8 protein-coding genes are annotated in these 9,336 nt (G+C 72.4%); 4 read left to right on the forward strand and 4 right to left on the reverse strand.

Annotation, left to right across the window (positions count from 1 at the left end; genetic code table 11):
- Positions 1-2: 2 nt before the first annotated feature.
- Together MTQ10_RS23090 and MTQ10_RS23095 are read right to left on the reverse strand one after the other, a co-directional pair.
- Positions 3-239: a DUF3263 domain-containing protein gene (locus MTQ10_RS23090; RefSeq protein WP_247471974.1), complete on the reverse strand. Its 237-nt coding sequence runs from the start codon at positions 237-239 to the stop codon at positions 3-5.
- Positions 240-281: 42 nt separating this feature from the next.
- On the reverse strand, positions 282-1,517 hold the full coding sequence (locus tag MTQ10_RS23095) for an ABC transporter substrate-binding protein (protein WP_247471976.1): 1,236 nt from the start codon (positions 1,515-1,517) through the stop codon (positions 282-284).
- 194 nt (positions 1,518-1,711) lie between these two features.
- Here MTQ10_RS23095 and MTQ10_RS23100 point away from each other — a divergent pair, with 194 nt between their 5' ends.
- The 3 genes from MTQ10_RS23100 (at position 1,712) to MTQ10_RS23110 (ending at position 4,937) form a co-directional block, all read left to right on the forward strand.
- A complete protein-coding gene (locus MTQ10_RS23100) occupies positions 1,712-2,656 on the forward strand; it encodes an ROK family protein (RefSeq protein WP_247471978.1) in 945 nt (314 codons plus the stop codon).
- Positions 2,656-3,888 carry an N-acetylglucosamine-6-phosphate deacetylase gene (gene nagA, locus MTQ10_RS23105; protein ID WP_247471980.1) on the forward strand — a complete coding sequence of 411 codons (1,233 nt, stop codon included), beginning with the start codon at positions 2,656-2,658 and terminating at the stop codon, positions 3,886-3,888. Before MTQ10_RS23100 ends, nagA begins: the two co-directional genes overlap by 1 nt.
- Positions 3,889-4,007: 119 nt before the next feature.
- Complete coding sequence (locus MTQ10_RS23110) at positions 4,008-4,937, forward strand: 1-phosphofructokinase (protein ID WP_247471981.1); 930 nt, start codon at positions 4,008-4,010, stop codon at positions 4,935-4,937.
- 45 nt (positions 4,938-4,982) lie between these two features.
- On the opposite strand, the gene MTQ10_RS23115 is transcribed toward MTQ10_RS23110, so the two are convergent.
- Positions 4,983-5,927, reverse strand: coding sequence for a carbohydrate-binding protein (locus tag MTQ10_RS23115; RefSeq protein WP_247471983.1), 945 nt, complete (start codon positions 5,925-5,927; stop codon positions 4,983-4,985).
- Positions 5,928-6,102: 175 nt separating this feature from the next.
- Complete coding sequence (cdgB, locus tag MTQ10_RS23120; protein WP_247471984.1) at positions 6,103-7,773, reverse strand: diguanylate cyclase CdgB; 1,671 nt, start codon at positions 7,771-7,773, stop codon at positions 6,103-6,105.
- Between the two features lie 505 nt (positions 7,774-8,278).
- Between cdgB and MTQ10_RS23125 the strand changes: the two genes are divergently transcribed.
- Positions 8,279-8,872 (forward strand): flavin reductase family protein, encoded by a 594-nt coding sequence (locus MTQ10_RS23125; protein WP_374117673.1) that lies wholly within the window; start codon positions 8,279-8,281, stop codon positions 8,870-8,872.
- Positions 8,873-9,336 lie beyond the last annotated feature (464 nt).

Here is a 9,336-nt window from a genome sequence, read left to right on the forward strand (position 1 = left end):
CGTCACCGCTCCCCCCGCCGCGCCTCCCGCACCCGCCGCAACCGGTTGACCGTCACAGGGTCGTGGGCCAAGGCCCGCGCGTCGTCGAGCAGGGCGTTGAGGATCTGGTAGTAGCGGACGGGCGACAGCCCGAGTTCCTCCCGTATCGCCCGCTCCTTCGCCCCCGGCCCCCCGAACCCCCGCCGCTCCAGCGCGAGGACGGCCTGTTCGAGCGCGCCCAGTTCCTGGTCCCGTGTCATAGCGCGCACCCTAACGGCCCACGCCACCGAGCACTCCGCCGCCTACTCCGCCGCCTGCGCCGCCGTCGCCGCCGTTTGCAGCTGCCGCAGCACGCCCGCCGGGCTGCCGCCGGGTGTCACCGCGGAGCCGATCCGCTTCTTGATGTCGGCGCTGACCGCCGGCCACGACGTCTTGCCGACGGGGTACAGCTCCGACAGCGGGAGCTGCTCCAGGAAGGGTTCGAGGTCCTTGTCCTGCGGGGAGGCGGACATCGCCGCGGACGCGGACGTCGTCACGGGCAGCAGGTCGTACTCGCGGGAGAAGGCGAGGACGTTCTTGTCGTTGTAGACGTAGTCGAGGAAGTCGCCGACCTCGTCCCGGTGCCCGTTCTTGCGGAACGCGGTCATCCAGTCGGTGACGCCCATGACGGACCGGCTGGGCCCTTCGGTGCCGGGCAGCGGCACCATGCCGAACTTCACGCCCTTCTTCGCGGCCATCTTCATCAGCGAGGGATGCCCGTTGACCATGCCGACCTGGCCGTCGGCGAACGCGGCGAACGCGGCGGCCCGGTTGAGCTTGCCCGGTGCGACGGGCCCGGTGAGGTCCTTGCCGACGAGTTCGTCCTTCAGCCAGGTGAAGGTGTCGATGTTCTGCGCGGAGTCGATGCTGTAGGAGCCGACGGTGTCGGTGTAGCCGCCGTCTCCGGCGAGCAGCCACTGCATGGTCTCGGCCTGGGCCTCTTCGGGCCCGAGGGGCAGCGCGAAGGGGTATTTCACCCCGTCGGCCTTGAGCGCGGCGGCGTCCTCGGCGAGTTCCTCCCGGGTGGTGGGCGGCTTGGTGATGCCGGCCTGCTGGAAGAGGGCCTTGTTGTAGAAGAGCAGCCGGGTCGACGCGGCGAACGGGATGCCGTACTGCTGTCCGTCGACCTCACCCGCCCGCACGAACTGGGAGACGAAGTCGGCCTGCGTGGGGATGGAGAGGACCTCGGACGCCGGGTAGAGCCGGCCCGCGGCGGCGTAGTCGGAGTACGCGCCGATCTGGGCCATGTCCGGCGGGTTCCCGGCGTCGACCATCTCCTTGACCTTGCGGTCGACGTCGTTCCAGGAGTAGACGGTGACGTCGATTTTCACGCCTGGGTGGTCGGCCTCGTAGGAGGAGACCAGGTCGTCCCAGTACTTCTTCGTGGTGTTGGCCGCGCTGTCGCCGTAGTCCGCGGCGACGAGCCGGAGGGTGACCTCGTCGTCGCCGGAGACTCCGCAGCCCGTGGCCAGGGCGGTCAGGCCGATGGCGACTGTCACGGCGACCGCCTTCGTCCTGGCCGTCGTCGCCTCGGTACGCCGTCGCCGCTGCCGCTCTTGCTGCACAGTCCAGTTCCCCAAACCTCACCGGTCGTCCGCCGACCGGTCTCCACCTGTTTCCGGATAACGGATTATGGTCTACACCATGGAAGTGGACTAGACCTCTTGCGGGTCCTGGGTCCACACTGTTACCCGTGAGACACGTCATCGCCCTGGATGTGGGCGGCACCGGGATGAAAGCCGCCCTGGTCGGGGCGGACGGCGAGCTGCTCCACCAGGCGCGCCGGCCCACCGGCCGCGACCGCGGCCCGGACGCCGTCGCCGACGCCGTGCTCGACTTCGCCGCCCACCTGCGCGCGTACGGCGAGCAGCACCTCGGCGAGCCCGCGAGCGCGGCCGGTGTCGCCGTACCCGGCATCGTCGACGAACGGCAGGGCGTCGCCGTGTACTCCGCCAACCTCGGCTGGCGCGATCTGCCCCTGCGCGAGCTGCTCACCCAGCGCCTCGGCGGCATCCCCGTCGCCCTCGGCCACGACGTGCGGGCCGGCGGTCTCGCCGAGGGCCGGATCGGCGCGGGCCGCGGAGCCGACCGTTTCCTGTTCGTGCCGCTCGGCACCGGCATCGCCGGCGCGATCGGCATCGACGGCCGCGTGGAGGCGGGCGCGCACGGCTGCGCGGGCGAGATCGGCCATGTCGTCGTACGCCCCGGTGGCGTGTCCTGCCCGTGCGGTCAGCGCGGCTGCCTGGAGCGGTACGCCTCCGCCGCCGCCGTCAGCGAGGCCTGGGCGAGGGCCTGCGGCGACCCGGACGCGGACGCCGCGGACTGCGCGAAGGCCGTCGCGTCCGGCGACCCGAACGCCGTCCGCATCTGGCGGGACGCGGTGGACGCCCTCGCCGACGGCCTGGTCACCGCCCTCACCCTGCTGGACCCCGGCACGATCGTCATCGGTGGCGGGCTCGCGGAGGCCGGGGAAACCTTGTTCACACCGCTGCGGGACGCCGTCTCGAAGCGCCTCACCTTCCAGAGCCGGCCGCCCCTCGTCGCGGCGGCGCTCGGCGACACGGCCGGCTGCCTCGGTGCCGGACTCCTCGCCTGGGACCTGCTCGACACCACCGACCGCAAGGAGGAAACGGCCTGATGGCAACCGCCCCAGGAGTGCAGGGAACCGCCCGGCCGGCCGGCGGCACCCCCCAGCCGGCGACCGACCGCACCCCCCTGATCCTCTCCGGCGCCACGGTGGTCCTGCCCACCGGGCCGGTCCCCGGCGGCCGGGTCACCGTCGACGGCACCCGGATCGCCGCCGCGGGCCCCGACGACGGCACGGCGGCCCCGGAGCACGCCCGGATCGTGGACGTCAGCGGCCACTATCTGGTCCCCGGCTTCATCGACCTGCACAACCACGGCGGCGGCGGTGCCTCCTTCACCTCCGGCACCGTCGAGGAGGTCCTCACCGGCATCGAGACGCACCGCCGGCACGGCACCACCACCCTCGTCGCCTCCACCGTCACCGGCGACATGGACTTCCTCACCCACCGCGCCGGCCTGCTGTCGGAGCTGGCCGAGCAGGGCGACATCGCGGGCATCCACTTCGAGGGGCCCTTCATCTCCCCCTGCCGCAAGGGCGCCCACTCGGAGGAACTGCTGCGCGACCCCGACCCGGCGGAGGTCCGCAAACTCGTCGACGCGGCCCGCGGCCACGCCCGTATGGTCACCCTCGCCGCCGAACTGCCCGGCGGCATCGACTCCGTACGCCTCCTCGCGGACCACGGCGTGATCGCCGCGATCGGGCACACCGACGCGACGTACGAGCAGACCGTCGAGGCCATCGACGCGGGCGCCACCGTCGCCACGCACCTGTTCAACGCGATGCCCGCGCTCGGCCACCGCGCGCCCGGCCCGATCGCGGCGCTGCTGGAGGACGAGCGGGTCACCGTCGAACTGATCAACGACGGCGTCCATCTGCACCCGGCCGCACTGGAACTGGCGTTCCATCACGCGGGCGCTGACCGCGTCGCGTTCATCACCGACGCGATGGACGCCGCCGGCTTCGGCGACGGCCGCTACATGCTCGGCCCGCTGGAGGTGGAGGTCGAGGACGGCGTCGCCCGTCTGGTGGAAGGCGGTTCGATCGCCGGTTCGACACTCACCCTGGACCGCGCGTTCAAACGAGCCGTCACCGTCGACAGGCTGCCGATCGAAGCGGCCGTGGCGGCGCTGTCGGCCAACCCGGCTCGGCTGCTCGGCCTCGCCGACCGCGTCGGCTCCCTGGAACCCGGCAAGGACGCCGATCTGGTCCTGCTCGACGAACACTTCGATGTACGGGGCGTGATGCGCCGCGGCACCTGGGTGGTTGCCCCCCGACTGGGCTGATTCCTCAGCCCCGCCGCGCACGGCGGCCGGTCCGAGGACTGGGCCGACCGCCGTCTCTTTGGCATGATCGGGCCCGGGAATGTCCACATCAGCACACGTCTCGGGGGAGGTCGGCCCAGGTGATCCTCACGGTCACGCTGAACACCGCTCTCGACATCACCTATCGCGTACGGTCCCTGCGCCCGCACGCCTCCCACCGGGTCTCCGAGGTCCTGGAACGGCCGGGCGGCAAAGGCGTGAACGTGGCGCGGGTCCTGGCCGCCCTCGGCCACGAGGTGACCGTCACCGGCTTCGCGGGCGGCGCGACCGGCCAGGTCGTCAGGGAACTGCTGACCGCCACACCGAACCTCGTCGACGCGCTGGTGCCGGTCGAGGGCGCCACGCGCCGCACGATCGCCGTCGTGGACGGGCAGTCCGGCGACACCACCCAGCTGAACGAACCCGGCCCCGCCATCACCCCGGGCGAGTGGAACGCCTTCCAGGACCGCTACGAGGCTTTGCTGGCGTCCGCCTCCGCGGTCGCCCTGTGCGGCAGCCTGCCGCAGGGGCTGCCCGTCGGCGCGTACGCGGGACTGGTCCGCACGGCCCGCGCCGCGGGCGTGCCGGTACTGCTGGACACCAGCGGTGAGCCGCTGCGCCGCGCGGTCGCGGCCCGCCCCGACCTGATCAAACCGAACGCCGACGAGCTGGCCGAGCTGACCGGCTCGCACGAGCCGCTGCGCGCCACGCAGGATGCCCGGCGCCGCGGTGCCCGCGCGGTCGTCGCCTCCCTCGGCGCGGAGGGCCTGCTCGCCCTCACCCCGGAGGGCCGCTGGCGTGCCGCGCCCCCGGCCCGGCTGCGCGGCAACCCGACCGGCGCGGGCGACGCGGCCGTCGCGGGCTTGCTCTCCGCCCACGCGGACCGCCTGCCCTGGCCCGACCGCCTGGCCCGCGCGGCGGCCCTGTCCGCGGCGGCGGTCACGGCACCGACGGCCGGCGAGTTCGACCGGTGCACATACGAGAAGCTGCTGGACCAGGTGTCGGTGACCCCCGAGGCCAGCGCGGCCTGACGCCCGCCGGGCGGGCCCTCGGGGCAGCGCCCCAGGGGCTGCCGGCTACCGCTTCACCTGGCCCTTCTTCAGCCAGAACTGGTCCAGGAGCACATTGCACTTGTCGCCGGCCTCACAGGACAGCGTGATCGTGTTCGTGCCCTCGGAGAGCGTCGGCCAGGCGTAGGTCTCCGTCCAGCCCTTGGCGAAGTCGCCCTCGGCGGCGTGCGCGAAGTTGCCCAGGTTCAGCTTGCTGCCGAAGACCTTGCCGTTGACGGTGAGCGTCATCGACTGGTCCTCACCCGTGGCGCTGAACCGGGAGAAGAGCGTGTACGTGCCCTCCTGCGGGATGCCGTTGACCGTCCAGGTCACCGAGGAGCCGACCTGGTTGAGCCCGCCGACGTATATACCGCCGTCGGCCTGGGCGCCCTGCACGTCGGAGGCGAGCGCGGCGGTGCCCGTCAGGCGCAGCGCCTTCGCGTCGATCTTCGGCAGCTCCACGTCCTGCCCTGCGGCGGAGTTGCTCGCCGACGGGCTCGGTTCGCTGCTCTGCGTCTGGGTGGGCGTCGGGTCGGCGCTCGCGTCGTTCTTCTTGTCGTCGTCGCCGTTCATCATGGCCACGCCGATGCCGACGACCACCGCGGCGACCACCGCGACCGCGCCGATCAGCAGGCCCTTGGTGTTCGGGCCGCGGCCCCGGCCGGAGCCGCCGCGGCCCGCGGGCTGCTGCGGGGGCGTCGGCGCGCCGCCGCCGGGCAGGGTCTCCGGGGCGGCGTAGTGCGGGTGGGGCCTGCCGTACGCGCCCTGCTGCTGCGGTACTTGGCCGTAGGGCGCGGTGGGCTGCTGCTGGCCGTACTGCCGCTCCCCGACCGTGCGGACCCGGCTGACCGAGTTGGGGTAGCCGTAACCACCGGAGGGCGGCTGGGCTCCCCTGGCCTGTCCGTCGGCGTAGAGGTAGCCGAACGGGTCGTCGTCCTCGGGCGTGCCTTGGCCGTTGTTGCCGGGCGTCATCCCTTCGTACTCCTCAACAGGTGCGGGGCGGATGCGGTCGTACGTCGCGGTATCGCGCGGGGTGCCGCGCGGTATCGCGTGTCGTCTTCACGTCAGGTATCGCAGAGGGCGAGCCTACCCGCTTCTCAAGACCCAAACGGGTGACTCGGACCGCATCACCGCACTGACCTGGGCGTCATCCGGCGCGCCGGTGCTGTTTGGGACGAGATCGTTTCTCGACGTACATACGTTCGTCGGCCGACTTGAGGACTTCGTCCGCTGTCATGCCGCAGTGCGCCCAGCCGATGCCGAAGCTGGCGCCCACCCGGACGGCGCGGCCCTCGGCGCGGATCGGCTGGATGATCTCGTTGCGCAGGCGTACGGCGAGGTCCTGGGCGTCGGCCCGGCCGAGCCCGTCGGCGAGGATGACGAACTCGTCACCGCCGAGCCGGGCGACGGTGTCGCCGTCGCGGACGCCCCGGCTGAGCCGGCGGGCGACCTCGATGAGGACGGCGTCGCCCGCGTTGTGCCCGAACCGGTCGTTGATCGTCTTGAAGCCGTCGAGGTCGCAGAAGAGGACCGCGAGCCCCTTTGTGCCGTCGTCGCGGCCCTCCTCGGGGGCGACGGTGTGCACATGGTGGTCGTAGGCGTCGTACGGGTCCGCGCCCGGCCGGAAGTCGAAGCCGTGACCGTTGGCGTCGTAGACGGCCGGGTGGGTGTACGTGGAGTCGTACGACTCGTACGCGTCGACCTCGGCGGGATGCGTGGACTGGGGCCGCTGGCACAGGCGGGCGGAGAGCCGGGCGCGCAGCTCGGCGGAGTTCGGCAGACCGGTGAGGGAGTCGTGGGAGGCGCGGTGGGCGAGCTGGAGCTCGCGGCGCTTGCGTTCCTCTATGTCCTCGACGTGGGTGAGGAGGAAGCGGGGGCCGTCGGCGGTGTCGGCGACGACGGAGTTGCGCAGGCTCACCCACACGTAGGTGCCGTCGCGGCGGGCCAGCCGCAGCTCGGCCCGGCCGCCCTCGGCGGAGGTGCGCAGCAGGGTGCCTATGTCCTCGGGGTGGACCAGGTCGGAGAAGGAGTAGCGGCGCATGGCGCTCGCCGGGCGGCCGAGGAGGCGGCACAGGGCGTCGTTGGTGCGCAGGATGCGGCCGTGCTGCTCGCCGCCCATCTCGGCGATGGCCATGCCGGAGGGGGCGTACTCGAAGGCCTGGCGGAAGCTTTCCTCACTGGCGCGCAGGGCCTGCTGTTCGCGTTCGAGGCGGACCAGAGCGCGCTGCATGTTGGAGCGCAGGCGGGCGTTGCTGATGGCTATCGCCGCCTGGAAGGCGTACATCTGCAATGCCTCGCGGCCCCAGGCGCCGGGGCGGCGGCCGTTGCGGGGTCGGTCGACTGAGATCACGCCGATCAGCTCGCCGTGCGGGTTGCCCTGGCCGCCGGGTGCGTACATCGGCGCGAAGAGGCGGTCGGCGGGGTGCCACTCGTCCTCGAAGCGGGGGGCGGGACCGTCGGTGTACCACTGGGGGACGTCGTCGTCGTCGAGGACCCAGCCCTCGGTGTGCGGGATGAACACCAGGTCGCCCCAGGTCTCGCCCATGTTCAGCCGACGTTCCCAGGACTCGCGGGAGCCGACGCGGCCGGTGATAAGGGCCTCGGCCGCGGCGTTCCCGGCGAAGGCGGCGACGACGAGGTCGCCGTCGGGGCGGACGAGGTTGACGCACGCCAGCTCGTAGCCGAGGGCGGTGACGACGCCGTCGGCGACGGTCTGCAGCGTGTCCGCCAGGCTGCGTGCGGTGTTCATGTCCGCCATGACCTGGTGCAGCTGTCGCAGGGACGCAAGACGGACGTAGGGCTCCGACTCGGTCTCCATGCTCGCCCTCCCCCCGAGACCTCGCAGCGAATCAAGGGTTGTGTTCGGCGTACTGTCCTTGCGGGCCGCGGTCTCGGCGGACCGGCGGTCGCGGTGTCGGGGTCGCGGCTCGCGGTTCCGGATTCAGCGGTTCGCAGTTTCAGCGGTCTCCGCCACTGAATCACAGCGCGCTGCCCACTCGGTACACAGGGTCAACAATTAATGGCCCTTGTGACTCAAGTCACAGCAGAACGTGAACAATTGCGTGCAGTTTCTGCGATTCTCCTGTGCGTTTCCTGGTCGGATCCTTTGCGAGTATGCGGCATGGGGTTGGTGCGGTTGATCGCCGCTCGGCGGGGTTGGTGTGCACTCGGTGCGGTTGGTGCGGTTGGTGCGGTTGGTCACCGCTCGGTGCGGTTGGTGCACTCGGTGCGCTCGGTCACTGGTCCTAGGACCCGCCTCGTAGGTCGGAGTTCGGGCCGGGGACCGATGTGTGCGTCATGAAGCGGAGACTAGCGTTTCCGGTGTGCTGAACACCTCCCCTGCCGCCGCCGTCCCGATCACCCCCGCTGTGCCCGCCCCGAGCGGGCATGCTGAGGGAGTGACCGCCGACGAGTTCCGCGCCGCCATGTCCCGGCTGGCCGCCGGCGTGGTCCTGGTGACCGCGCAGGAGCCGCCGCTCGACCCCGACGACCCGGACGCGCCGGAGGGCGAGGACGTCGGTATGACCGCGACGGCCTTCATGTCCGTCTCCCTCGACCCGCCGCTCGTCCTCGTCAGCCTGCGCGAGGGCTCCCGCATGGACGACCTCCTCGCCGAGCAGCCGCTGTGGGCGGTGTCCGTGCTCACCGAGAGCCAGCGGCACATCGCCGGGCGGTTCGCGATGAAGGGACGCATCAGCGACCGGCTGCTGTTCGCGGACATCCCGTACGTCCGGGGGAAAGCCAGCGGGGCGCCACTGGTGGGCGGGGCGCTGGCGACGCTGGAGTGCCGCACGGAGCAGCGGGTCACGGCGGGGGACCACACGCTGGTCATCGGGCGTGTGCTGACGGCGGAGGTGCCGGGGAGTGGGGGCGGGCCGCTCCTTTACTTCCGGGGCCGCTACGGCCACCTGTCCTGACGCCGGTCGCCCCCACCGGCGTGCCGGTAGGGCCCTTGTGCGCAGTTCCCCGCGCCCCTTGTGGGGTGCCTGGGGTTTCGTTGTTCACCGCGGGCCGGTGGGGGTTCTCGCGCAGTTCCCCGCGCCCCTGAGTGCCTGCGGCGGCCCGTGTCCGAGGGTGCGTGGTTGCGGTAGCGCCTGCTCGCGGTGGGTGGGTCGGGTGCGCGCCGGGGGGTGTCCGTCCTCGGTGCGACGCTCTGTGCCTCAGGTTCGTGCCCTGCGTTTTCGCCGCACGCTGCGGGCGGGCACCCCCCGGCACGCCCCCTTCCCGCCGCACGGCGACTGCGGCCCGCCGACGGCCGAGGCCACAGGCGACGCAGCGGCGGGACTGGGTGGCGCCGTAGACGCAGCCCAGCTGCGGGCAGTCGTGCCGCTGGGGCGCTGGGGGTGCCCCCTCCGGGGGAGGCACCCCGTCAGCGCCGGGT

The sequence above is a fragment of the Streptomyces sp. XM83C genome (genome assembly GCF_023072675.1).
GTDB classification, from domain to species: Bacteria; Actinomycetota; Actinomycetes; order Streptomycetales; family Streptomycetaceae; genus Streptomyces; species Streptomyces thermocoprophilus.

Coding starts and splice junctions, on each gene's coding strand:
- MTQ10_RS23090 (WP_247471974.1), bottom strand. CDS start 239: ATGACACGGGACCAGGAACTGGGCGCGCTCGAACAGGCCGTCCTCGCG.
- nagA (WP_247471980.1), top strand. CDS start 2,656: ATGGCAACCGCCCCAGGAGTGCAGGGAACCGCCCGGCCGGCCGGCGGC.
- MTQ10_RS23115 (WP_247471983.1), bottom strand. CDS start 5,927: ATGACGCCCGGCAACAACGGCCAAGGCACGCCCGAGGACGACGACCCG.
- cdgB (WP_247471984.1), bottom strand. CDS start 7,773: ATGGAGACCGAGTCGGAGCCCTACGTCCGTCTTGCGTCCCTGCGACAG.